Annotated in this window: 20 protein-coding genes; 10 read left to right on the top strand and 10 right to left on the bottom strand. The window is 59.5% G+C overall.

Features of this window, described 5'->3' with window-relative positions; genetic code table 11:
- Positions 1-429: 429 nt before the first annotated feature.
- Complete coding sequence (locus OKC40_RS19170) at positions 430-1,635, top strand: NupC/NupG family nucleoside CNT transporter (RefSeq protein WP_042656599.1); 1,206 nt, start codon at positions 430-432, stop codon at positions 1,633-1,635.
- A gap of 64 nt (positions 1,636-1,699) precedes the next feature.
- Here the strand turns inward: OKC40_RS19170 and OKC40_RS19165 are convergent, their stop codons facing one another.
- Complete coding sequence (locus tag OKC40_RS19165) at positions 1,700-2,200, bottom strand: metal-dependent hydrolase (RefSeq protein ID WP_182939795.1); 501 nt, start codon at positions 2,198-2,200, stop codon at positions 1,700-1,702.
- 125 nt (positions 2,201-2,325) lie between these two features.
- Positions 2,326-2,775, bottom strand: a complete 450-nt coding sequence (locus OKC40_RS19160; protein ID WP_042656600.1) for a YaiI/YqxD family protein — start codon at positions 2,773-2,775, stop codon at positions 2,326-2,328.
- A gap of 140 nt (positions 2,776-2,915) precedes the next feature.
- Between OKC40_RS19160 and zntB the strand changes: the two genes are divergently transcribed.
- Positions 2,916-3,881 carry a zinc transporter ZntB gene (gene zntB, locus OKC40_RS19155; protein ID WP_182939794.1) on the top strand — a complete coding sequence of 322 codons (966 nt, stop codon included), beginning with the start codon at positions 2,916-2,918 and terminating at the stop codon, positions 3,879-3,881.
- A gap of 13 nt (positions 3,882-3,894) precedes the next feature.
- Positions 3,895-4,407 carry a mechanosensitive ion channel domain-containing protein gene (locus tag OKC40_RS19150; RefSeq protein WP_005354921.1) on the top strand — a complete coding sequence of 171 codons (513 nt, stop codon included), beginning with the start codon at positions 3,895-3,897 and terminating at the stop codon, positions 4,405-4,407.
- 62 nt (positions 4,408-4,469) lie between these two features.
- On the opposite strand, the gene OKC40_RS19145 is transcribed toward OKC40_RS19150, so the two are convergent.
- The 6 genes from OKC40_RS19145 to lpxL form a co-directional block, all read right to left on the bottom strand.
- A complete protein-coding gene (locus OKC40_RS19145; protein ID WP_270796632.1) occupies positions 4,470-4,718 on the bottom strand; it encodes a hypothetical protein in 249 nt (82 codons plus the stop codon).
- A 78-nt stretch (positions 4,719-4,796) separates the two neighbouring features.
- Complete coding sequence (locus OKC40_RS19140) at positions 4,797-5,369, bottom strand: DNA-J related domain-containing protein (protein WP_042656604.1); 573 nt, start codon at positions 5,367-5,369, stop codon at positions 4,797-4,799.
- Positions 5,370-5,543: 174 nt separating this feature from the next.
- Entirely contained in the window at positions 5,544-6,065 is a 522-nt protein-coding gene (locus tag OKC40_RS19135) for an MltR family transcriptional regulator (protein WP_139708020.1), read from the bottom strand.
- 133 nt (positions 6,066-6,198) lie between these two features.
- On the bottom strand, positions 6,199-7,344 hold the full coding sequence (locus tag OKC40_RS19130; protein ID WP_058053162.1) for a mannitol-1-phosphate 5-dehydrogenase: 1,146 nt from the start codon (positions 7,342-7,344) through the stop codon (positions 6,199-6,201).
- A gap of 37 nt (positions 7,345-7,381) precedes the next feature.
- On the bottom strand, positions 7,382-9,304 hold the full coding sequence (locus OKC40_RS19125) for a PTS mannitol transporter subunit IICBA (protein ID WP_182938311.1): 1,923 nt from the start codon (positions 9,302-9,304) through the stop codon (positions 7,382-7,384).
- Between the two features lie 626 nt (positions 9,305-9,930).
- A complete protein-coding gene (lpxL, locus tag OKC40_RS19120) occupies positions 9,931-10,854 on the bottom strand; it encodes an LpxL/LpxP family Kdo(2)-lipid IV(A) lauroyl/palmitoleoyl acyltransferase (RefSeq protein ID WP_182938310.1) in 924 nt (307 codons plus the stop codon).
- Between the two features lie 204 nt (positions 10,855-11,058).
- Here lpxL and hldE point away from each other — a divergent pair, with 204 nt between their 5' ends.
- Positions 11,059-12,486: a bifunctional D-glycero-beta-D-manno-heptose-7-phosphate kinase/D-glycero-beta-D-manno-heptose 1-phosphate adenylyltransferase HldE gene (hldE, locus tag OKC40_RS19115; RefSeq protein ID WP_182938309.1), complete on the top strand. Its 1,428-nt coding sequence runs from the start codon at positions 11,059-11,061 to the stop codon at positions 12,484-12,486.
- A gap of 116 nt (positions 12,487-12,602) precedes the next feature.
- Here the strand turns inward: hldE and tolC are convergent, their stop codons facing one another.
- Entirely contained in the window at positions 12,603-13,928 is a 1,326-nt protein-coding gene (gene tolC, locus OKC40_RS19110; RefSeq protein WP_182938308.1) for an outer membrane channel protein TolC, read from the bottom strand.
- 305 nt (positions 13,929-14,233) lie between these two features.
- Between tolC and nudF the strand changes: the two genes are divergently transcribed.
- The 6 genes from nudF to parC all read left to right on the top strand — a co-directional run bounded on the left by nudF (position 14,234) and on the right by parC (position 21,211).
- Positions 14,234-14,875 carry an ADP-ribose diphosphatase gene (gene nudF, locus OKC40_RS19105; protein ID WP_064335385.1) on the top strand — a complete coding sequence of 214 codons (642 nt, stop codon included), beginning with the start codon at positions 14,234-14,236 and terminating at the stop codon, positions 14,873-14,875.
- On the top strand, positions 14,838-15,326 hold the full coding sequence (locus tag OKC40_RS19100; RefSeq protein ID WP_196783449.1) for a DUF1249 domain-containing protein: 489 nt from the start codon (positions 14,838-14,840) through the stop codon (positions 15,324-15,326). Before nudF ends, OKC40_RS19100 begins: the two co-directional genes overlap by 38 nt.
- 22 nt (positions 15,327-15,348) lie before the next feature.
- Positions 15,349-16,167, top strand: coding sequence for a 3',5'-cyclic-AMP phosphodiesterase (cpdA, locus tag OKC40_RS19095; protein WP_182938307.1), 819 nt, complete (start codon positions 15,349-15,351; stop codon positions 16,165-16,167).
- A gap of 12 nt (positions 16,168-16,179) precedes the next feature.
- On the top strand, positions 16,180-16,767 hold the full coding sequence (locus OKC40_RS19090; RefSeq protein ID WP_182938306.1) for a YqiA/YcfP family alpha/beta fold hydrolase: 588 nt from the start codon (positions 16,180-16,182) through the stop codon (positions 16,765-16,767).
- 116 nt (positions 16,768-16,883) lie between these two features.
- On the top strand, positions 16,884-18,773 hold the full coding sequence (parE, locus tag OKC40_RS19085) for a DNA topoisomerase IV subunit B (RefSeq protein ID WP_182938305.1): 1,890 nt from the start codon (positions 16,884-16,886) through the stop codon (positions 18,771-18,773).
- 143 nt (positions 18,774-18,916) lie between these two features.
- On the top strand, positions 18,917-21,211 hold the full coding sequence (gene parC / locus OKC40_RS19080) for a DNA topoisomerase IV subunit A (RefSeq protein ID WP_270796627.1): 2,295 nt from the start codon (positions 18,917-18,919) through the stop codon (positions 21,209-21,211).
- A 370-nt stretch (positions 21,212-21,581) separates the two neighbouring features.
- On the opposite strand, the gene OKC40_RS19075 is transcribed toward parC, so the two are convergent.
- A complete protein-coding gene (locus tag OKC40_RS19075) occupies positions 21,582-21,899 on the bottom strand; it encodes a hypothetical protein (protein ID WP_182938303.1) in 318 nt (105 codons plus the stop codon).
- Between the last annotated feature and the right edge of the window lie 232 nt (positions 21,900-22,131).

The following is a 22,131-nucleotide window of genomic DNA, read 5'->3' as shown; positions in this document are numbered from 1 at the left end:
AAAAGAGAGTAATAGATCAGAACGGCCGATCGCCGTCAAGCACTGAAAATAGCAAAATCAGGTGCGGAATGACGGATCTAATTATTTATCGCGGATAAACGTTTTTCAATTTCGGTATTTCAATATAATGGCTGAAAAATATTCCACGAGCAGCGACTACGCCGCAATGGATGTTGCGAAAATGCTGCTCGAATATTTTCAAAAAACATGAAAACGGCGTCTGCATTGCCCAACATGATGTTTTAAAAGGATTTATGTTATCTATGTTGTGCGATTAATATCAGTTCATTGCGTAATTAATTTAAAAACGTTTGTATTATCCTGCATGCATATTATTGGGCGGGATTGTGATGGCTATCTGATTTTTAAATGTGCAAATGTCTATGATGGCGCCGGTCAAAAATTACAATTCACTCAGGTGCTACAGGTATGGAATACATTCACTTTGTGCTCGGACTGGTGATGGTCCTCGCTCTTGCTTTGCTGGCTAACCGCCACAACTGGAAACAGATCAAACTGCGTTATATCGGCCAACTGCTGGTGGTCGAACTGGCGCTGGCCTGGTTCATGCTGAACTCCGAAGTGGGTCTGGCGGTGGTGGGTGGCTTCGCGGCCGGCTTCACCAAGTTGATGGAGTTTGCCAAACAGGGTACCGACTTCGTGTTCGGTGGCCTGGTTAACGAAGGGGCCTTCTCCTTCTTCCTGATGGTGCTGATGCCCATCGTCTTCATCTCCGTGCTGATCGGTATTCTGCAGTACATCCGCCTGCTGCCGCTGGTGATCCGCGGTATCGGTACCGTGCTGGCCAAGATCAACGGCATGGGCAAGCTGGAGTCTTTCAACGCCATCAGCTCGATGATCGTCGGTCAATCCGAGAACTTCATCGCCCTCAAGAACATCCTGCCGCACCTGAACGAGAAGCAGATGTACACCCTGGCGGCGACGGCGATGTCTACCGTCTCCATGTCCATCGTCGGTGCTTACATGCAGCTGATCGAGCCGCGCTACGTGGTTGCCGCGCTGGTGCTCAACATGTTCAGCACCTTCATCGTGCTCTCTCTGATCAACCCCTACGAGCCGGATAACTCCGTGACCGACATCAAGGCCATTGCCGAAGGTGACGAGCACCACACGCCGAAGAAAGAGAACTTCTTCGAGATGCTGGGCGAGTACATCATGGCCGGTTTCACCGTTGCTGTGATCGTGGGTGCCATGCTGGTCGGCTTCATCGCTCTGATTGCCCTGGTCAACTACCTGTTCGAGATGGCATTTGGCGTGAACTTCCAGTTCGTCATGGGCTACCTCTTCTACCCGATCGCCTGGATCCTGGGTATCCCGAGTGGTGAAGCGCTGCAAGCGGGCTCCATCATGGCGACCAAGCTGGTGACCAACGAGTTTGTGGCGATGATGGATCTGGGCAAAGTGGCTGCCGAGCTCTCTCCGCGTACCGTCGGCATCCTCTCCATCTTCATGGTCTCTTTCGCCAACTTCAGCTCTATCGGCATCATCGCCGGTGCGGTAAAAGCGCTGAACGAAGAGAAGGGCAACATGGTTTCGCGCTTCGGTCTGAAGCTGGTCTACGGTTCTACCCTGGTCAGCCTGCTCTCTGCGGTTATCGCAGGCATCATGATCTGATCCTCTAGTGGCTCGCGCCACTGCTTGGGCCCCTGACTTTGTCAGGGGCTTTTTTGTTTCTGGCTTACAGCCGCCAGCCGCACCACCAGCCAGCAACCAGCAGGGTGAGGGTACAAAAGCCGGTTTCGAGGGCGCCACCACTGCGCAGCGGCCAGCCCGGTAGCCGGAAGCGGCGCTTGATGGGCCAAAAGAGCGGAATGCCCGCCGGGGTGAGCCAATCCCCCAGCAGATGGCTGAGGTAGCCGACGATCAGGGCATCCTTGACCCCCACGGGCAGGGTGCCCGACGGCAGGCTCTGGTTGAGCCCCCAGACAGCGGCGGCGACCGCCAGCAGGCTGTGGGTGAAGCCGCGATGGCCGAACAGCCGCGACAGGGGTTTCGAGATCCACGGCAGTCGCTGCCCCAGCACCGATTTGGGGTGGTCGAGGTCGGGCAACAGGGCGCTGGCCAGCGCGGCAGGGATGGTCTGCCACAGGCTGGCATCGGCCAGCGCCGGAGTGAGCTGCAGTTTGTGGGCGATCAGGGTGCAGGTAACGGAGAAGAGCAGGTGCCCTTGGGCGGTCATGATGATTACGGCGTGGACAAGATGGCGGCGCATCTTACCAGCCTGATGGTTGTGGTCAGCAGTTATTTTAAAAATCAGGATGTTACGGCGAAAAAGCGCCCAAACAGGGCGCCTTTAGGGTCTCTTTACAGCTTGCCTTTGACCAGCCACTTGTCGAGGGCGTTGGCGAAGCGCTGTTTGTCGGCGGCATTGAAGGGGGCCGGGCCGCCGGTCTGCACTCCGGCCGAGCGCAGCTCTTCCATAAAGTTGCGCATGCCGAGCCGCGCCTTGATGGTCTCGCGGGTGTAAATCTCGCCGCGGGGATTGAGCGCCTCGCCACCGGCATCGATCACCCAGGAGGCGAGGGGAATATCGCCGGTGATCACCAGATCGCCGGGCTGAACCTGCTGGGCGATGACATGATCTGCCACATCGAAACCCTTATCTACCTGCTGGGTTTTGATGAAGGGGGAGGGGGGCACCCGCAATCCCTGATTGGCCACCAGGGTGGTGACGACCTGAGCGCGGTGGGCGGCGCGGTAGAGGATCTCCTTGACCGGAATGGGGCAGGCATCGGCATCAACCCAGATGGGCATGGCATGGTTTCCTGTAGTGAAAGCGGAGAGAAAACGAGAGCGGGCATCTTAACACAAGCCTCCCCTTGCCGGTGCGGGGCTGAGTCTGCCTCACCTTTCGTGTAAGCTGGGGCCAGCACATGCAACGAGAAGGAGACGAGATGGATCGGGTGCCCGGTGAAGTGATTTATGCCCTGACCCTGGATGGCAAGGGTGGCATGGCGCCGCTGACGGCGGGAAGCGAGATCCCGGGGGAGCGCCCCGGCTGGCTGCATCTGGATTACGGCCATCCCGATTCGGCGCGCTGGTTGCTGCAAACCCCGCTACTGGGTGAGGCGGCCAAGGAGTCGCTGCTCGGCCAGAGCAATCGTCCCAAGCTGGTACGGATGGGGGAGACGGTGCTGCTGATCCTGCGTGGCATCAACCACAACAAGGACCACAGGCCCGAAGAGATGGTGGCGCTGCGCATCTTCATCACCCCGGATCTCATCATCAGCAGCCGTCGTCGCCCGCTGCTCTCCGAGCAGGATGTGTTCAACCAGCTCAAGCTGGGGGGCGGCGCCGATACCCCGGCCGACTGGCTGGTGGAGATCTGCGATGCCCTGACCGATCGGGCGGGGGAGTTTGTCGAGGAACTGCACGACAAGATCCTCGATCTGGAGGAGATGGTGCTGATGCGCGACCTGCCCGCCAATGGCCGGTTGGCGCTGATCCGCAAGCAGCTCATCATGATCCGCCGCTACCTCTCCCCCCAGCGGGATCTGGTGGCGCGCCTCGCCAACGAGAAGATCAGCTGGCTGGATGAGGATGACCGCCGTCGTCTGCTCGATATCGCCGACCGGTTGCGGCGCTGGCTCGATGACCTCGATGCCGGGGTGGCCCGCACCGCCGTGCTGGCGGACGAGATCAACAATCTGATGGCGGAGGCGACCAACCGCCGCGCCTACCAGATGTCGGTGATGGCGCTGCTGTTTTTGCCCGCCAGCTTCCTGACCGGTCTGTTTGGCATCAACCTGGGGGGGATTCCGGGGGCCGAGAGCCCGACCGCCTTCTGGGTCTTCTGCGGATCCCTGGTGGCGCTGGCCAGCGGGCTGGCCATCTGGCTCAAGCATCGGCGCTGGTGGTAGGGAGGCATAACCCATGTGGCAATCCATTGGCCTGACCTTGCTGCTGTTGCTGGGGCACACCCTGATCCGGCGGCTTATTCACAAGAGTCTGCTGGCACTCGGCCAGAGCCGGCAGGTGAGCGAAAACCGGGTGCTCTACGTGGCCCACGTGTTCCACTTCCTGCTCGGCTGCGCCACCTTGCTGGTGCTGGCCGGGGTATGGGGGCTCGACTTCTCCCGACTGGTGGTGCTCGCGTCATCTTTCTTTGCGGTACTGGGGGTCGCCATGGTCGCCCAGTGGTCGATCCTCTCCAACATCACCGCCAGCATCACCATCTTCTTCGCCTTTCCCTACAAGATTGGCGACCGGATCCGCATCCTCGACAAGGACGACTCGGTCACCGGCGTCATCACCGAGATTGGCCTGTTCTACGTGCGGGTACGGGATGACAACGGTGATCTGGTCACCTATCCGGCCAACCTGATCCTGCAAAAGCCGGTCAGGAAGCTGGAGGGCAAGGTGGCAGAACCACTGCAACCGGAATAGCAAGTAACCGGAATAAGAAAAAGGCTCCTCGGGAGCCTTTTTGCTGTGTGGCGGGTGTTGATCTAGCGTTCGAAGAAGCGGTAGAGGTGCTCCACCTGCATCGGGCAGTCGGCCACCAGATGCACATGTTCGCGGGCCTGATCGACGGTGCCGAAACTGACCGGGCAGCCGAGGGTGTCGGTCAGCTCGTAGAGGGCACCATCCTTGCCTCTGAATTCGATAAGCCAGCCGGGGATGGCAACGTCGTGGAAAATTTCGGCTTCTTGCAGGATCTGTTGCTGATAGAGCTTACGAAGTTCACTGACTGTCATGATGCGCTCCTTTGGGGAATATCCACTCCCAGTCTATGCCTGCCCTTTATATGCGGCAACAGTGGTGCGGCAACGGGCTTATCCCCGCAGGCACTGCCAGGCCCAGCGGATGCGGATAAAGGTTTCGGCATTGCCGCCCCGATCCGGATGGTGCTGCAGCGCCAGCTCCCGCCAGCGGCGGCGGATCGCCTCCTGACTAGCCCCTTCATTCAACTCGAACAGGGCCAGCGCCTCGGCTTTGTGCCCCTCACCGTCATAAGCGCGCCAGAAGCGGTTGAGCAGGGCTTCGACCTCGGCACGGTCGGTTTGCCAGAACACCTGCCAGTCGAGGTAATAGCTGCGCAGATTTTCGCCGATAGCAAAGGCGTGGCTGGCCTCCGGGGTCTTGGCCAGCGGTTCGAGCCGGATATCCAGGGTGCTGATCACCAGCCACCAACCCTCTTCATAAAGCTCGGCTTGCAGTTGGTAGAGGGCGTTCATGAGCAGGAAGTTGACCCGAAACAGCTGCAACTGCTCGTCGTCGGCCAGCTGGGGGATCGCCCCCTGCTGGCGCAGGGCGGCCATCAGCTCGTGCACCTTGTAGCTGCCCGCCGCCTGCTGCAACAGCGCCAGCAGCGGGGCAATCAGCGGGTTGACGTTCGGGTCGCTCATGACGTTCGCTTCTTCCATGTGAGGGTTTTTCTGCCTGTGGCGCCAATAGTGTGTGACGTACAGGCGAGGCGGTGCTGGATCAGAGTGGCATCTGCCAATCGGCGGGGCAAGGCGCAGTGGCAAGAGCGGCGCAGAAAAAGCGCGCCAGCGGGGTGGTCATGAGCGTGAGCCCGATCAGATGGGGCTCTCCTTGTGGAGCTCGCCGACACAGTCGGCCAGCGCCAGTACCAGTGCGGAGCGCACCATCTGATCGAGCCGGTTGAGCTGCATCTGGTAGAAGGCCCAATCCTCTTCGCTGGCGGGGGGCTCCAGCTTCATCATGCCACCCTGACTGACCCCGTGCAGGCGGTCGAGCAGATCGCGGATCGGCTTGTCGCTGAAACGGTAATCCTTGGGGTCGCGCACCAGAAAGTCGCGGATCTTGATATAGGCTTCGATATCCTGATAGCGCTCGAGGGAGATGAGGCCGAGGGCGAAGATGAGCTTGAGGCGCACCTCCAGCTGGCCGAGGGGGCCGCTCTGGTTGAGCAGGGGTTCGATGGCGTATTTGACGGCATACTCCTCCTGACGGAACGCGCGTCGCATCAGGGAGTCGACCGCCTCTTCCAGGATGGTCACGGCTTCGAGAAAGAAGCCGCGAGGGCCATCCTGCTCGTTCAGTCGTTCCAGTACTTCATCTTCCTGGTGTGTGGTCATAGGTGTATAGGGTCCAGCTGACAGGGAGAGAGTGGTCCTCTCTCCCGGTTTTTATCATATGGGGCACATTCCCTTGCCATTCAAGCGCTTGGGGCGCTATCAGTGGTGGCTGAATGCGCCGCAAGCAGGGTCATTACAGGGTTTCGTAACGGGCGACGATGGTGCGAACCACCTCGCTCTCTTCATCCAGTCCGGTGACGCGGGCCAGTGTTTTGGCCGGGCCCAACTCCGCCAGCAGGGCTTGCAGCTCCACTGCCTGCGGGTCATCGGCATTGCGATAGTGGAGCGCCGCGGCGATCCCCTCCTGCAACTGCTCGTTGGGCAGGCCGTACTCCAGGGTGCCGAGCAGCGGCTTCACCAGCCGATCCCCCGCCGCCAGCTTGCGCAGTGGCTGACGACCGACCCGGTCAATCTCGTCCACCAGATAGGGGTTGGCGAAGCGCGAGAGGATCTTCTCGATGTAGGCGGCGTGCAGACGCGGGTCGAAGCCGTAGCGTTTCACCAGCACGGCACCGCTCTCCTCCATGGCGCGGCGCACCTTGCTGCGGATCACCGGATCCTCGATCGCCTCGCGCACGGTGCGATAGCCCCGCAGTTTGCCGAGATAGGCGGTGACGATGTGGCCGGTGTTGAGGGTGAACAGCTTGCGCTCGACGAAGGCCATCAGGTTGTCGGTGGGCTCCATGCCCGCCACCTGGGGCAGCTCACCCTTGAACTGGGTCTGGTCGACGATCCACTCGCTGAAGCTCTCTACCGTCACTTCCAGCGGATCATCGTTGGCAGCCGCGGCGGGCGGCACGATGCGATCCACCGCCGAGTCGACGAAGCCGATACAGGATTCGAGCGTGGCATGATACGCGACCGGCAGGTACTTGAGTACCTCCTGCTTGAGATGGCTGGTGCCGCGCACCATGTTTTCGCAGGCGATGACGTTGAGCGGGGTCAGGTTGCCGGCATCGAAGCGGGCCTGCAGCCCCTTGGCCAGGGTGCTGGCAATCTTGTCCAGAATGTTGGGGCCGACCGCGGTAGTAACCAGATCGGCGGTGATGATGCGGGCGATCACCTCGTGACCGGCGGAGCTGACCGCCGCCACGTTGCGCACCACGTCCAGCTTCTGATCCGCCCCCACCACATGGACCTTGTACTCCTGACGGTGGTTGAGCTGATCGATAAGCGTGTCGTTGACGTCGGCGAAAGTGACCTGATGGCTGGCATCTGCCAGCAGTTTGCCGATAAAGCCACGACCGATGTTACCAGCACCAAAATGCAATGTTTTCATGATATTAACCTCTTGAACCAAAGACGATGAAAGATGATTACGCAGCCTGTTCGGCACCCAGCAGATCCAGGAAGGCCTGGGGATCCGTGGTGCTGGCAAGCCGGTCGATGAGACCGGGTTCATCCAGTGCATTGGTCAGGCGGGTTATCACCTGCATGTGTTCGTCGTTGCGGGCGGCGATGCCGATCACCAGCCGCGCCACCTCATCGGCGGCTTCGCCAAAGGCGACCCCGGCCGGATACTGGCAGATGACGATGCCGGTACGCTTCACAAACTCCTTGGCGGCGATGGTGCCATGGGGCACGGCGATGGATTCGCCGAGGTAGGTGGAGACCAGCTGTTCGCGCTCCAGCATGGCGTTGACGTAGTCGGGCGCCACATAGCCGCGCTCTGCCAGCAGTCGGCCTGCGGTCAGGATGGCGGCCTCCTTGTTGTCCGCTTTCAGTCCCAGATGCACGTCATGACGGCTCAGGGTAAAGACTTCGGCCGCTTGCGGCTCGTAGCTGTCATCGTTGGCCGCCACCAGCAGTTGCGGGTTGGCGACGTCATCGTTGGCGGCCTGGCTCAGGCTCTGTACCAGTTCCTGATAGAGGCCGTTGTCGAGGAAGTTGGTCAGGGAAATATGGTGGGCGTGCGGTGCATGGCGACGGGCCCGCTCGGTCAGATCCTTGTGGGTGATGACCCAGTCCACCTGATCGTCGAGCTGATCGATGGCGCGGTTGGTGACGCTGATGTCGAGTCCGGCGGCCTGCACCCGCTTGCGCAGCATGCCGGCGCCCATGGCGCTGGAACCCATGCCCGCATCGCAGGCAACCACGATATTGCGCACCGCCATCAGTTCGCCGCCAGGCTTCTTGGCCGCTGCGGTTTCGGGCTTGCCGCCCTTCATGGCTTTCATTTTTCGGGTGGCTTCACCGAGCGCATCGGCTTCGTCGGCTTCCGGCTGCTGGGCGCGCACGAACACGGCGGCGACCAGGAAGGAGACCAGAGTGGCACTGATGATGGAGAGGGCGACCCCGATCAGGGAGGCTTTCGGCGTCATCAACAGTACGGCGAAGATGGAACCCGGTGAGGCGGGGGAGACCAGACCTGCGTTGAACAGGGTCAGGGTGAAGACCCCGGTCATGCCACCGGCGATCACCGCCAGAATGAGGCGCGGGTTCATCAGCACATACGGGAAGTAGATCTCGTGGATGCCGCCGAAGAAGTGAATGATGGAGGCGCCAGCCGCGGACTGCTTGGCGGCGCCACGGCCGAACACCATGTAGGCCAGCAGCACGCCCATGCCCGGGCCCGGGTTCGCTTCAATCAGGAAGAAGATGGAGCTGCCGTGCTCGGTCGCCTGCTGGATCCCCAGCGGCGAGAAGATGCCGTGGTTGATGGCGTTGTTGAGGAACAGGATCTTGGCCGGCTCGACGAAGATGGAGGTGAGCGGCAGCATGTGGTTTTCCACCAGGAAGCCGACGCCACCGGCCAACACGCCGGAGAGCACCTTGACGAAGGGGCCAATCACGAAGAAGGCGAGAATGGCCAGCAGCATGCCGATAAGGCCAGCGGAGAAGTTGTTGACCAGCATCTCGAAGCCGCTCTTGACGCGACCGTCCATCGCCTTGTCGAAGCGCTTTATGGCCCAGCCACCGAGCGGGCCGACCATCATGGCACCCATGAACATCGGGATATCGGTCCCTACGATGACGCCCATGGTGGTGATGGCACCGACCACGCCGCCGCGCTCACCGCCCATCAGTTTGCCGCCGGTGTAGCCAATCAGCAGCGGCAGCAGGTAGGTGATCATGGGGCCGACCAGCTTGGCCAAGGTTTCGCTTGGCAGCCAGCCGGTGGGGATAAAGAGGGCGGTAATAAAGCCCCAGGCGATGAATGCGCCTATGTTGGGCATGACCATATTGGACAGGAAGCGTCCAAAATTCTGTATCTTGACTTTGGTATCCGGTGATAACATGTCGGGACCCCGTTTTAAGCCTGTTTGATTAAAAGTGGTAGTTCGGGATGGCCGGTTTTGCCGAACCTCCATCCCTGTCGTCTAAGCAACTTCAATCTACCAGCTTGCGATCAAATTAGGCTGAAAACGGGGTGTCTTGTGATCCAACTCTCAGATACCCAGCGATACCCCTCCATAACCAGTGATCTGTGTCACATTCACATGCTGTAATTCGGCTACATTTCGATCTTTTCTGTTTTTAATGACCATTTTTTGTGATTTAGATCACCAAATCAGCTTTGCTGTGCCTTTGTGTAAAAGTGATTTACTTCACAAATTCAGTTTTTGTATTCGAATGGGGCAAATCACTCAATCACTCATCAGCGGGTGGTGACGATGGATCTATCGAAACCTCTCACTGGTTATCAATGAATCAATAAGTTTGTAACCCGCTTTCAGTTTTTACGGTCGGTGATGAGGGCTGTTTTGCGGCTGATTGATGGGAATGGGCGCCAACATGCAGGATGTGATTGCGCGGCTGACGTTCGGGGCGCTTGCTTGCCGCACAGGGCTGGCAGCAGATAAAAACAAACCGCCAGCAGGCGGTTTGTCAGTTTTTGCGATCTGGCCCCTGTCGAGGCTGCGGCTCAGTAGAAGCCGGTATCCTCGGGAGAGGGGCGGGTCTTGAAGCGGCGATGGAGCCACATGTACTGCTCCGGCGCCTTGCGCACGGCGGCTTCAATCTCGCGGTTGGCGCGGGCGGCATCGACCATGTCATCCCCGCTCGGGTAGTCGGCGAGCGGCGCCCCGATATGTAGGGTGTAACCCTCGCTGGTGCGGATGTTGTAGCAGGGCAGGGTGACGGTGTTCTTCACCCGCGCCAGGGTGGCGGTGCCGGTGATGGTGGCGGCCTGCTCTACCGCGAAGTAGGGCACGAACACGCTGGCGTGGCTGCCGTAGTCGTGATCCGGCGCGTACCAGAGGGCGTCACCGTTGCGCAGCGCCTTGATCATCCCCTTCACGTCCATCCGGTCTACCAGATATTTGTTGGAGGCACAGCGACCGTGATACTGGGCATACTCCAGCACCGGGTTGGTGTTGGGACGATAGACGCCGACCCCGGGCCGTACCAGCCCGAAACAGCGGGCGTTGAGTTCCAGCGTCAGGAAGTGGCAGGAGAGCAGCAGCATGCCCTGGCCTTTTTCCATGGCGGCGATGACGTGCTCTTCCCCTTCCACCTTCATCAGGTTGCGCATCCGCCAGTCTGGCCAGAACCAGGCGATCCCCACCTCGAACACGGCGCAGCCCACGCTCTCGAAGTTTGCCTTGAGCAGTTTCTCCCGCTCATCCCGGGTCAGCTCGGGCATCGCCAGCTCCAGATTGCGACGGGCAATCTTGACCCGGGACTTCAATATCCTGGCGGCGAGATGACCGAGCTGACGGCCCAGCCACATCTGGCTGCGCCACGGCAGCAGGGTCAGCAGCCAGAGCAGGGCAAGGCCGAACCAGCTGGCCCAGTAACGGGGATGAAACAGGCGGGGCTCCAGGCGGGGAGCGTTGTCATGGGCCATGGCTAATCTCTTGTTCGCAAACACAATCGGGGGATTCTAGCCGAAAAGGGGGGGCGGGGGCGAATGGCTGTGTGCTGGTCAGAGGGGTAACCCGCGTCCGGTTAGCGTGACAGCGGCGGCAACTGCGGTCGGCTTTTTCTACACCGGATAAAAGAGTGTGATAAAATCGCCCGCTGATTTTTCAGGTTTTGAGAGTCGATACAGATGAAGATCACCCTGCCCGATTTTGAAAAAGCCCGCGTTCTGGTTGTTGGCGATGTCATGTTGGACCGTTACTGGCATGGCCCTACCGGTCGGATCTCCCCCGAAGCGCCGGTGCCCGTGGTCAAGGTTGAACACATTGAGGAGCGTCCCGGTGGCGCGGCCAACGTGGCCCTCAACTCCGCCGCCCTTGGCGCTCATGCCGTGCTGCTTGGTCTGACCGGTCAGGACGAGGCTGCCGATGCTTTGGCTGGCCAGATGGCTGGCGTCAAGGTCGCCTGCGACTTCGTTCGTCTGGCCGACTTCCCGACCATCACCAAGCTGCGGGTGCTGTCACGCAACCAGCAGCTGCTGCGTCTGGACTTTGAAGAGCCCTTCCACTCCGTCGATGCCACCCTGCTGATGAGCAAGGTCGAGCAGGCGCTGCCTAATAGCGACGTGATGATCCTCTCCGACTACGGCAAGGGTGCGCTGAACGACGTGCCCGGCATGATCCAGCGGGCCCGCGCCGCCGGTATTCCGGTGCTGGTTGATCCCAAAGGAACCGACTTCGAGAAGTACCGCGGTGCCACTCTGCTGACCCCCAACATGTCCGAGTTCGAGGCTGTGGTAGGCAAGGTGAAGAGCGAAGAGGAGCTGGTCGCCAAGGGGCTGGAGCTGGTCAAGCGCTTCGAGCTGGATGCACTGCTGGTCACTCGTTCCGAGAACGGCATGACCCTGATCCGCGAAGGTCAGCCGGAGCTGCATCTGCCGGCTCAGGCCCACGAGGTTTACGATGTGACCGGTGCCGGTGATACCGTGATCTCCACCTTGGCCACCTCGCTGGCTGCGGGCAAGAGCCTGGACGAAGCCTGTGCCTTGGCCAATACCGCTGCCGGTATCGTGGTCGGCAAGCTGGGTACCTCCACCGTCAGCCCGGTCGAGCTGGCCAACGCCCTCTATACCGAGCAAGAGACCGGTTTCGGCGTCATGTCCGAAGCCCAGCTGAAAGTGGCGGTGCGTGCCGCCCGTCTGCGCGGTGAAAAAGTGGTGATGACCAACGGCTGCTTCGACATCCTGCATGCCGGTCACGTCTCCTATCTGGCCAATGCGGGCAAGCTGGGGGATCGTCTGATCGTGGCGGTCAACACCGACGAATCGGTTCGCCGTCTGAAAGGGCCGGGTCGTCCGGTCAACCCGACCGAGCGTCGCATGGCCGTACTGGCTGCGCTGGGCGCGGTGGATTGGGTGGTGCCGTTCGGTGAAGATACCCCGCAGCGCCTGATCGCCGAGATCCTGCCCGACCTGCTGGTCAAGGGCGGTGACTACAAGCCGGAAGATATTGCCGGTTACGCCGAAGTGACTGCCAATGGCGGCGAAGTGCGCGTGCTCAACTTCGAAGATGGCTGCTCCACCAGCGACATCATCAAGACGATTCGCGAGCGCGGCTAACGCGCTGCGGGCCCCGCAATCAGGCGGGGCTCACTATCGGCGGTAGCAAGCCGACAGAAATACGGATAACAAAAAGGCGACCTTGCGGTCGCCTTTTTCATGTCCGATAGCGGCTATCAGCCTTTGGTTTTGGCTTTTGCCGTGGCTGGCATCAGACCCTGGTTCACTTCCACCAGATCCTGCGCTTCCAGCACGCCAGCAGCCTGTTTCAAACTCAGGATGTTGAGGATGTAGTTGTAACGGGCAGCAGAGAGTTTCTGCTTGGCATCGTACAGCTTGCGGGTGGAGTCCAGCACGTCGACGATGGTACGGGTGCCCACTTCGTAACCGGCTTCGGTCGCTTTCAGGGCGCTGTCGGCAGAGATGACGGACTGGCTATAGGCGCGCACCGAGCCGATGCTGGCGTTCACATTGTTGTAGGAGGAGCGCACTGTGCTCTGCACCGAGCGGAAGTTCTTCTCCAGCAGCTCGCTGGCGGCCACGTAGTTGAACTGGGCCTGTTTCACTTGCGACGTGGTGGCACCACCGCTGTAGATCGGCAGCTTGAAGGTCAGACCGATATTGGCCTGATTGTCATTGCCGCCCGAAATGCTATCCAGCTTGTAATCGGTATTGCTGGTTTGCAGGCCGGCACCCAGATCCAGGGTCGGCTCATGACCGGTCTTGGCCAGATCGATCTGCTCCTTGGCGATATCCTTGGTGATGCGGGCACTGTGCAGTTGCAGGTTCTTGTCCAGCGCCAGCTCCAGCCACTTGTCGGAGCCAAAGGCGGTCTTCTGCGGGCTGAAACGATCGGTGTTCAGCACATCCAGATTGCGGTGATCGATACCGGTCAGCTCGCGCAGGGCTTCATAGCTGTTGGCCAGCTCGTTCTCGGCGTTGATCTCGTCGGCCAGCGCCTGGTCGCGGGAAGCCTCGGCTTCATGGACGTCGGTGATGGCGGTCAGGCCCACTTCGAAACGTTGCTGGGTCTGTTCCAGCTGACGCTCAACGGCAACCTTGTTGGCACGGACGAATTCCAGGGTATCCATCGCCTTGAGCACATTGAAATAGGCGGTGGCGCTGCGCACCATCAGGTTCTGCACTTCGAGGTTGTAGGCGACGTCGGACTGGGTGGCGCCTTTCTCGGTCAGGTCCAGATTGACCCAGTTGCTGCGACGATAGATGGATTGATCCAGCGAAAGAGAACCGGAGGCTTTGTTGTTGCTCTGGGTGTCATTTTTGTTTTGCAGGTAGTTCAGACCGGCACCCAGATTGATTTGCGGCAAGAGCGCAGCACGGGATTCGTTGATCTTCTCGAAGGCCTGGTCGCGAACGGCTTTGGACTGCAGCAACTGCGGGTCTTTGATCTGGGCTTGCTGGTAGATGTCGAGCAGGTTTTCGGCATGGGCACCGGCACTGACGCCCAGCAACACCATGACGGACAAAAGTGTTCTTTTCATAGATCGTTTTAACCTTATGTAGTAACCCAAACTGGTTGCTGGAGAGGGCAAATATTGTCACCGACCAAGCTTGATTGCAGCTTAATCACTCTACTATAAGCAAAATTTAATGCTAAGAGTCTCAGGTCCGGTGACGGGAACGTCAAGAACCGGACGCAGTTTTCTCCCCGCGCGCCTAGCCAAATGGTCTGTGGCTGCTAAAATCCACCCCTCATTACCATTGCACGCCGAGTGAATGAACGTTCATTCATGTTCCTCGGATTTTATGGTCAAACTGATACAAGTCAAGCTGACGGGAGCCCCGGATGTCGCAGCAACCTTTGCCGCAAGATCGGCATTACGCCGCAGATGATGTGAAAATCATTGAAAAATCAGCTGGATATAACGGCTTCTTCAAGGTGAATGTCTATCGTCTGCAGCATCGGTTATTTGCGGGCGGCTGGAACCAGCCCATCGTGCGCGAGCTGTTCGAGCGGGGCCATGCTGCCGCGCTGCTGCCCTATGATCCGGTGCGCGACCAGATAGTGCTGGTGGAGCAGTTCCGTATCGGCGCCATGGAGACCAGTCCGACCCCCTGGCTGCTGGAGCTGGTGGCCGGCATCATCGACGAAGGTGAGACCGCCGAGGCGGTGGTGCGCCGCGAAGCGGTGGAAGAGGCCGGGATCGAGGTGGCCCGCTGTGAGCACGCCATCAGCTATCTGGTGAGCCCGGGCGGCAGCACCGAGCGGATCGAGGTCTTTGTGGGCGAGGTGGATGCCAGCAAGGCGAGCGGCCTGCACGGGCTGGCGGATGAAGGCGAGGATATCCGGGTGCACGTGGTGAGCCGCGAGCAGGCCTACGCCTGGCTCAAAGAGGGGCGCATCGACAATGCGGCCTCGGTCATTGCCCTGCAGTGGTTGGCCCTCAACCATGGCGAGCTGCGCGCCCGCTGGCTGGCGGATCGCTGAGGTGGCGCTGACCCTGCAACAGAGCAGGCGCTATGTGCCTGATCTGATGTCCTTGCAGCGTACCTGCGAGGTCAATTACATGGCGTTGATGAAACTGCTGCCGCCAGATGGGGAAGTCGGGGCCGAGCGCCGCTATCGGGTCGGCAACGATCTGCAGTTCCAGCTCACCATCATTGGCGAGAGTCGCTTCACCAATCAGGTGATCCTGAGCCAGCACAACCCCGAATTGCCCGAATATTTACAAGCTCAGATAGAGATTCGTTTGTATCATGATGTGCGGATGGCGGAAGTGTGTGCAGCGCAACAGATTTCCCGTTTGCAACCACGTTATGATTATCCCAATAAAAAGATGCACCAGCGGGACGAAAAGGAGCAGGTAAATCTGTTTCTGGCCGAATGGCTAAAATTTTGTCTCAGACATGGTACCAGCCCGATCAATATCTCCAGTTGAACAAATAAAAAGAAGCGTGATTTTGGAAACAGAGCTCCCCCAGGCGCAGGACGGCAGTGTGCGCCTGTTGCAAATTACTGATACCCATCTTTTTGCCAGTGCCGAGGGTCGGCTGCTGGCTGTGCGCACCGCCGAGAGTCTGGCTGCGGTGCTGGAGCGGGTGCAGGCCAACGACCATCCCTACGAGGTGATTCTGGCGACTGGCGACCTGTCGCAGGATCACAGCCCGGAGTCTTATCAGCGCTTCGCCTCCATGATGGCGCCTCTTGGCCGCCCCATCTACTGGTTGCCCGGTAATCACGATGACAGCCCGCTGATGACCGAGCAGCTTCATGCCGCTGGGATCAGCGAATCCAAGCTGCTGGTGGGCGATCACTGGCAGGTGATCCTGCTCGACACCCAGGTGCGCGGCAAACCCCACGGCATGATCGGCGATCACCAGCTGGCCGCCCTCGACCGCGCCCTGCGCCAATATCCCGATCGCCACGCCCTTATCACCCTGCACCATCAGGCGGTGCCGGTGGGCTGCGCCTGGCTGGATCAGCACAATCTCAAGAATGCCGATGACCTGTTTGCCGTGCTGGCCCGTCATCCGCAGCAGAAGACCATCCTGTTTGGCCACGTCCATCAGGAGTTTGACGAGGTGCACCGCGGAGTGCGGCTGATTGCCAGCCCCTCCACCTGCATTCAGTTCAAGCCGCTCTCTGATGGCTTCGCGCTGGATGAATCCGGCCCGGGCTGGCGCTATCTCACCCTCTATCCGGATGGGCGGGTGACCAGCGAGGTGTGGCGCCTGCCGGTGGGGCAGTTTGTGCCTGACCCCAACGCCACCGGTTATTGAGGAGAGCATTCCATGAAGTCGGTTCTCCTCTACCTGCACGGTTTCAACTCCTCGCCCGGTTCAGCCAAGGCGCAGCAGATGGCTGCCTGGGTGGCAGAACACAGATCCGATATCGAGGTGGTGATCCCGGCCCAGCCCAACACCCCGGCGGCGGCCTGGGCGGCCATCGAGCAGACCATCGCTGATCTGCAGAGCCGTTATGGCAACGAATTCAAGCTTGGCGCCGTGGGCAGCTCCCTCGGCGGCTTTATGGCGACCCGGGTCAGCGAGCAGTACGGCTGCCGCGCGGCACTGATCAATCCGGCGGTGCGCCCCCACGAGCTCCTTTGTGACTACCTCGGCCCCCAGACCAATCCCTATACGGGGGAGCAGTATCAGCTGCTGCCTGAACATATGGACGAGCTGCGAGCGCTGGCAGTGCCTGTGACCGCCCCCGAGCGACTCTGGGTGCTGCAACAGCAGGAGGACGAGGTGCTTGACTACCGCAAGGCGCTGGACGAGTACCGCTTTGCCCGTCTCTCGCTGGAGTGCGGCGGCGACCACGCCTTTGTGGCGTTCGAGCGCTACCCCGCCCAGATCATCCACTTCCTCGGGTTATAAAAGGGCGGTCTCGCCCTGCTTGTCCTTCTCCAGATCAAGCTTTCGGCGCGGGGCGTTTGTCCTGCCCCCGCCTAGCAGTTAAGATTCCCTCCAAACGTCAATTCGCAAGGCCCTCCATGTCTACTCAATACAATGCGGATGCCATTGAGGTCCTCAATGGCCTTGAACCGGTGCGTCGTCGCCCCGGCATGTATACCGACACCACCCGGCCCAATCACCTCGGCCAGGAGGTCATCGACAACAGCGTCGACGAAGCGCTGGCGGGCCACGCCCGTACCCTGGAGGTGACCCTGTATGAAGACCAGTCCCTCGAGGTGATCGATGACGGCCGCGGTATGCCGGTCGATATCCACCCGGAGGAAGGGGTGTGCGGGGTGGAGCTGATCCTCTGCAAGCTGCACGCGGGCGGCAAATTCTCCAACAAGAACTACCAGTTCTCCGGCGGTCTGCACGGGGTGGGTATTTCGGTGGTGAACGCCCTTTCCGATCGGGTCGAGGTGACGGTGCGCCGCGACGGCCAGGTCTATGACATCGCCTTCGAGCGTGGCGAGAAGGTGCAGGAGCTGACCATCACCGGCACCTGCGGCCGTCGCAACACCGGCACCCGGGTGCGTTTCTGGCCGCAGGCGAGCTACTTCGATTCGCCCAAGTTCTCGGTCACCAAGCTGGAGCACCTGCTCAAAGCCAAGGCCGTGCTCTGCCCCGGCCTCACCATCAAGTTCCTCGACAAGAACACCGGCATCAAGCTGGAGTGGTGCTATGAAGATGGCCTCAAGGATTATCTGGTCGATGCGGTCAAGCAGTTCACCTGCCTGCCGGAGCAGCCCTTTATCGGCTCGTTCAGCTCCGAACAGTCGGCGGTGGACTGGGCACTCTGCTGGTTGCCGGAAGGGGGCGAATGCCTCGCCGAATCCTATGTGAACCTCATTCCCACCGCGCAGGGCGGTACTCACGTCAACGGCCTGCGTCAGGGGCTGCTCGACGCCATGCGCGAGTTCTGCGAGTTCCGCAACCTGCTGCCGCGCGGGGTCAAGCTGACCCCGGAAGATATCTGGGATCGCTGCGCCTACATCCTCTCCATCAAGATGCAGGACCCGCAGTTTGCCGGTCAGACCAAGGAGCGCCTCTCCTCCCGCCAGAGCTCGGCGTTTGTCTCCGGCGTGGTGAAGGATGCCTTCAGCCTTTACCTCAACAGCAACACCGAGCTGGCGGAGCAGATCGCCGAGATCTGTATCAGCAGCGCCCAGCGCCGACTGCGCGCCGCCAAGACAGTGGTGCGCAAGAAGATTACCCAGGGCCCGGCGCTGCCCGGCAAGCTGACCGACTGTAACTGCGCCGACCCCATGCAGGGTGAGCTGTTCCTGGTGGAGGGTGACTCCGCGGGCGGCAGTGCCAAGCAGGCGCGGGATCGCGAGTTTCAGGCCATCATGCCCCTGCGCGGCAAGATCCTGAACACCTGGGAGGTGGAGGCCGGTCAGGTGCTCGCCTCGCAAGAAGTTCACGATATCTCGGTCGCTATCGGGCTCGATCCCGACTCCGAAGATCTCAGCGGCCTGCGCTACGGCAAGGTGTGTATCCTCGCGGATGCGGACTCGGACGGTCTGCATATCGCCACCCTGCTCTGCGCCCTGTTTGTGAGGCACTTCCGCACCCTGGTCAACAAGGGCCACGTCTATGTCGCCATGCCGCCCCTCTACCGGATCGATATCGGTAAAGAGGTCTACTACGCCCTCGACGAGGACGAGAAGAACGGCGTGCTGCAGCGGGTCGAGGCCGAGAAGAAGAAGGGCAAGGTGATGGTGACCCGATTCAAGGGTCTGGGTGAAATGAACCCGAAACAGCTGCGGGAAACCACCATGGATCCCAATACCCGCCGTCTGGTGCAGCTCACCATGGATGAGCAAGGGGAAGAGACCCTGCAACTGATGGACATGCTGCTGGCCAAGAAGCGGGCGGGTGATCGCCGTGAATGGTTAGAGGAGAAGGGGAACCTTGCCATCATCTAGGTCATTCCTTTGTTAGATGAGGAGTGGCTGATCGATCCGGGCAACCTCGCCATCATCTAAGCCGTCGGCTGGCCCGCACAGGGCCAGCAAGCATTTAGCCGGAGTCGCCCTGTGGCGGCTCCCGAACCGAAAGAGAAAACCACATGAGTGATGCTATCGAGCTCAGTCTGGACGGGGTAGAGCGCCAGCCAATGCGCACCTTTACCGAACAGGCTTACTTGAACTACTCCATGTACGTCATCATGGATCGGGCCTTGCCGCATATCGGCGATGGCCTCAAACCGGTGCAGCGGCGCATCATCTACGCCATGAGCGAGCTGGGTCTGTCGGCCCTCTCCAAGCACAAGAAATCCGCCCGTACCGTGGGTGACGTGCTGGGTAAGTACCACCCCCACGGCGACATTGCCTGTTATGAAGCCATGGTGCTGATGGCCCAGCCCTTCTCCTACCGCTACCCGCTGGTGGATGGTCAGGGTAACTGGGGTGCGCCGGACGATCCCAAATCCTTCGCCGCCATGCGTTATACCGAAGCGCGGCTGTCCCGCTTCTCCGAGCTGCTGCTCTCCGAGCTGGGGCAGGGCACGGTGGAGTGGACGCCGAACTTCGACGGCACCATGAAAGAGCCGGTAGTGCTGCCTGCCCGCCTGCCGCACATCCTGCTCAACGGGGTGACCGGTATCGCGGTGGGGATGGCGACCGACATCCCGCCCCACAACGCGCGGGAAGTGGCCTACGCCTGTGCCGAGCTGCTCGACAACCCGAATGCGGGGCTGGATGTGTTGATGCAGCACATTCAGGGGCCGGACTACCCGACCAACGCCGAGATCATCACCCCGCGTGACGACATCCGCAAAATCTACGAGACCGGCAAGGGCTCCATCAAGCAGCGGGCGGTCTGGAGCGAGGAGGATGGCGACATCGTCATCACAGCGTTGCCCCATCAGGCCTCCGGCGCCAAGATCATGGAGCAGATCGCCGCCCAGATGGTGGCGAAAAAGCTGCCGATGGTCACCGACCTGCGCGATGAATCGGACCACGAAAACCCGACCCGTCTGGTGATCATCCCCCGCTCCAACCGGGTGGATGTGGAGGGGCTGATGGCCCACCTGTTCGCCACCACGGATCTGGAGAAGAACTACCGGGTCAACCTCAACATCCTTGGCCTCGACAACCGGCCACAGGTGAAGTGCCTCAAGACCATCCTCAGCGAGTGGATCATCTTCCGCCGCGAGACCGTGCGTCGCCGTCTGCAGTTCCGCCTCGACAAAGTGCTGGCTCGCCTGCACATCCTCGAAGGCTTGCTGATCGCCTACCTCAACATCGACGAGGTGATCGAGATCATCCGCACCGAGGATGAGCCGGGCAAGGTGATGGTGGAGCGCTTCAATATCAGCGAAACCCAGGCCGAAGCGATCCTCGAGCTGAAACTGCGCCACCTGGCCAAGCTCGAAGAGTTCAAGCTGCGCGCCGAACAGAACGAACTGGCCGAAGAGCGCGACAAGCTGGAGCTGATCCTGGGCTCCGAGCGTCGCCTCAACACCCTGCTCAAGAAAGAGCTGCTGGCCGATGCCGAGAAGTACGGCGACGATCGCCGCACCCCGCTGGTGGAGCGTGCCACCGCCGTGGCGCTGACTGAGAAAGAGCTTATTCCCAGCGAACCGGTCACCGTCATCCTCTCCGACAAGGGGTGGGTGCGCGCCGCCAAGGGCCACGATGTCGATGTGGCGGGGCTCTCCTACAAGGCGGGGGACAGTTATCTGGCCCACGCCTGCGGCCGCAGCAACCAGCAGGCGGTGTTCCTCTCCACGTTGGGAAGAACTTACGCCCTCGAATCCCACACCTTGCCATCTGCGCGCAGTCAGGGCGAACCGCTCACTGGCCGCTTTGCGCTGGGGGCAGGGGAGGAAGTGCGCCATCTGGTGATGGGCAACGAGGGTGAGCCGTATCTCATCTGCTCTGATGCCGGTTACGGCTTTGTCTGCACCTATGACGATCTCATCGGCAAGAACAAGAACGGCAAAGCGCTGCTCACCGTGCCGGAAGGGGGTCAGGTGATGGCACCCCAGAAGATTGGCTCGCCAGAGACTGATCTCTGCATGGCCATCTCCAACGAAGGGCGCATGCTGCTGTTCCCGCTCAACACCCTGCCGGTACTCGGCAAGGGCAAGGGCAACAAGCTGATCAGCATTCCGTCGGCGCGGGTCAAGGCACGGGAAGAGTTTATGGTGATGGCCGCCATTATCCCGCAGGGGCAATATGTCACCCTGTTTGCCGGCAAGCGCAAGCTGACCCTCAAGCCCTCTGATCTCGACTACTATCGCGGCGAGCGCGGCCGCCGTGGCGCCAAGCTGCCCCGCGGTTTGCAGCGCGTGGATCGCATCGAGATTGAACCCGCCGCCGGTGCCGAACCGGTTGCGGAGGAAAATCAGGAAGGGTAATGGAAAATATAAAGGTGGCGAAAGCCACCTTTATTTATTTCCTTATAAAATCGTCTTTATATCATTAAGGAAAAATTCAATAGACATAATAGGAAAGGCTTTGACTTGTTCATATGAACCTATGTCTGGGATTGTATTGATACTAGGGTAACCCATTTTTGTCATGAGTATTGAATGGTTTGAGTTTATCGTAGGTGTATTCATGGTAGAAAAGTATGGCTTTGTTTTTTTGTAAGCCCAAAGGGTAGACCATGTTATCCCTGCTATGTAATACACACCATTACTAACATATTCTGGAGAGTCTTTGTTATATTCAACATTAATGCATACATTCATTTATGTAGTTTCCTTTTTTTTCGATCTTTATAAATTATTTTTTCAGTGCTTGAATGCATTTTTGCCATGTAGGAGGCGGGTTGAGTGTGATATTGAAGACGTCTCTTGCTGCGCGCGTGGCTAGCTTGTAATCAAATGGTAATCCAGCAAGTTCACGTTGTTCTTTATAGTGTGAGTACATTGCATTTATTTCTAAAGTTTGCTCAAATGAAAAGCTTTTATTCTCCTTGCAATATATTGAAGCACCTTCAAGAGCATATGCTTCTTTCGCCCCTCTGGGTGTATGCACTTCAATGGTAGTCGCCATAGAGTTACTACTTGATAATATCATTGCAAATAAAACCATTCTCATTAAGTATTTTCCATTTTAGATATATAATAGTTGCAAAATAAATTCATTGTTGATGTAATTTACCACAACAAAGTTGTATCTATCCTGTATATGGTGAAATATTTGATTGGCAAGGGACGCAGGGCAAGATCGCGAACGTTTTTTAAGCAGGGCATGAGGATTTGACCGACCGAACAGGGTGTGATCTTATACTCTCTTTTACGGGAGTTTCGTCATGAACCATCAAGCGGCA

The sequence above is a fragment of the Aeromonas sp. QDB11 genome, assembly GCF_027705265.1.
In the GTDB taxonomy this organism is placed as follows: Bacteria; Pseudomonadota; Gammaproteobacteria; order Enterobacterales; family Aeromonadaceae; genus Aeromonas; species Aeromonas allosaccharophila.
Note: the sequence above shows the minus strand (reverse complement) of the source record. Positions and strands in the feature narration are given on the sequence as shown.

Coding starts and splice junctions, on each gene's coding strand:
- lpxL (WP_182938310.1), bottom strand. CDS start 10,854: ATGGCCCATGACAACGCTCCCCGCCTGGAGCCCCGCCTGTTTCATCCC.
- nudF (WP_064335385.1), top strand. CDS start 14,234: ATGTCGCAGCAACCTTTGCCGCAAGATCGGCATTACGCCGCAGATGAT.
- OKC40_RS19100 (WP_196783449.1), top strand. CDS start 14,838: ATGGCGAGCTGCGCGCCCGCTGGCTGGCGGATCGCTGAGGTGGCGCTG.
- OKC40_RS19170 (WP_042656599.1), top strand. CDS start 430: ATGGAATACATTCACTTTGTGCTCGGACTGGTGATGGTCCTCGCTCTT.
- OKC40_RS19125 (WP_182938311.1), bottom strand. CDS start 9,304: ATGTTATCACCGGATACCAAAGTCAAGATACAGAATTTTGGACGCTTC.
- OKC40_RS19145 (WP_270796632.1), bottom strand. CDS start 4,718: ATGACAGTCAGTGAACTTCGTAAGCTCTATCAGCAACAGATCCTGCAA.
- OKC40_RS19140 (WP_042656604.1), bottom strand. CDS start 5,369: ATGAGCGACCCGAACGTCAACCCGCTGATTGCCCCGCTGCTGGCGCTG.
- OKC40_RS19150 (WP_005354921.1), top strand. CDS start 3,895: ATGTGGCAATCCATTGGCCTGACCTTGCTGCTGTTGCTGGGGCACACC.
- tolC (WP_182938308.1), bottom strand. CDS start 13,928: ATGAAAAGAACACTTTTGTCCGTCATGGTGTTGCTGGGCGTCAGTGCC.
- OKC40_RS19090 (WP_182938306.1), top strand. CDS start 16,180: ATGAAGTCGGTTCTCCTCTACCTGCACGGTTTCAACTCCTCGCCCGGT.
- OKC40_RS19130 (WP_058053162.1), bottom strand. CDS start 7,344: ATGAAAACATTGCATTTTGGTGCTGGTAACATCGGTCGTGGCTTTATC.
- OKC40_RS19135 (WP_139708020.1), bottom strand. CDS start 6,065: ATGACCACACACCAGGAAGATGAAGTACTGGAACGACTGAACGAGCAG.
- parE (WP_182938305.1), top strand. CDS start 16,884: ATGTCTACTCAATACAATGCGGATGCCATTGAGGTCCTCAATGGCCTT.
- zntB (WP_182939794.1), top strand. CDS start 2,916: ATGGATCGGGTGCCCGGTGAAGTGATTTATGCCCTGACCCTGGATGGC.
- OKC40_RS19165 (WP_182939795.1), bottom strand. CDS start 2,200: ATGACCGCCCAAGGGCACCTGCTCTTCTCCGTTACCTGCACCCTGATC.
- hldE (WP_182938309.1), top strand. CDS start 11,059: ATGAAGATCACCCTGCCCGATTTTGAAAAAGCCCGCGTTCTGGTTGTT.
- parC (WP_270796627.1), top strand. CDS start 18,917: ATGAGTGATGCTATCGAGCTCAGTCTGGACGGGGTAGAGCGCCAGCCA.
- OKC40_RS19075 (WP_182938303.1), bottom strand. CDS start 21,899: ATGAGAATGGTTTTATTTGCAATGATATTATCAAGTAGTAACTCTATG.
- OKC40_RS19160 (WP_042656600.1), bottom strand. CDS start 2,775: ATGCCCATCTGGGTTGATGCCGATGCCTGCCCCATTCCGGTCAAGGAG.